Raw genomic sequence first — 1,014 nt, 5'->3', positions numbered from 1 at the left:
GCCCGCGTCCAGGGCAGCCGGCCCACCCCCTACCGCACCTCGATGAGCATTCCCCCGCTCACCCCCACAGCCTGGGACGCGCTCCTGGACACGGTCGCCGGCCGGGCCGGGCACATCGCCGCCCTGCTGGAGCGCGACATGCCCCCCACCCTCGCCGACGACGCAGTCCGAGCCGGCGCGCATCTGCTGCCGACACCACGTGAGCCCACCCCCACCTGTTCCTGCCCGGACTGGGGCGACCCGTGCAAGCACGCCGCCGCGCTCTACTACCAGGTCGCCCGGCTCCTCGACCGCGACCCGTTCGTCCTGCTCCTCCTGCGCGGCCGCGGCCAGAACGAGATCATGGCCGACCTGCACCGCCGCAACGCCGGCCACAGCACCGCCACCTCCAGCCCGCCGCCGGCGGGCGTGCCCGCCCGGGACGTATTCGCCGCCGCCCGCACCGGCCTTCCGCCGCTGCCCCCACCCGCTTTCCCCGTCGACCAGCCCGGCCAGGTCGCCCGCCTGTACCACGCCGCCGACTCGGTCCCCGGCCTCGACCCGGCCGCCCTGGAGTTCCTGGCCGCCGACACCGCCGCCCGCGCCACCCACCTGCTGCAGCAGGCACTGCAACAGGACACGCAACAGACCCTGCACGTCCCAACAACCCTCCCCGTCGCCAACGACCTGATCCGCCTGGCCGCAGCCCGACCGCCGGACGGGATCGTCACGCGCCTGGTCTTCGGCGGCCGACGCACCCCCCAGTCCCTGTCCCGCGCGGCCCGAGCCTGGGAATACGGCGGCCCAATGGCCCTAGCCGTCCTCGACGAACCCTGGCACGCGGATCCACGCCGCCTGGACACGGCCCGCGAGGAGATCCGCAACGCCTGGAACACCCAGGAGGCACCCAGGATCGGCGTGAAGGACAACTGGATCACCATCCCGAAACACGACGCCCAGCTGCGCCTCGGCACCTGCGGGCGCCTCTGGTACCCCTACCGTCGCGATCACGGCACCTGGTCGCCGGCCGGGTAC

Annotated in this window: 1 protein-coding gene; it reads left to right on the top strand. The window is 74.2% G+C overall.

What is annotated here, in order from left to right:
* Window positions 1-42 precede the first annotated feature (42 nt).
* Window positions 43-1,014: SWIM zinc finger family protein (locus ACIQOV_RS42845; RefSeq protein WP_401056725.1), on the top strand; the 972-nt coding region annotated here is incomplete at its 3' end.

This window comes from Kitasatospora sp. NPDC091257 (genome assembly GCF_044757675.1).
Lineage (GTDB): Bacteria > Actinomycetota > Actinomycetes > Streptomycetales > Streptomycetaceae > Kitasatospora > Kitasatospora lactacystinica.
This window is presented reverse-complemented; position numbering and strand designations above follow the sequence as displayed.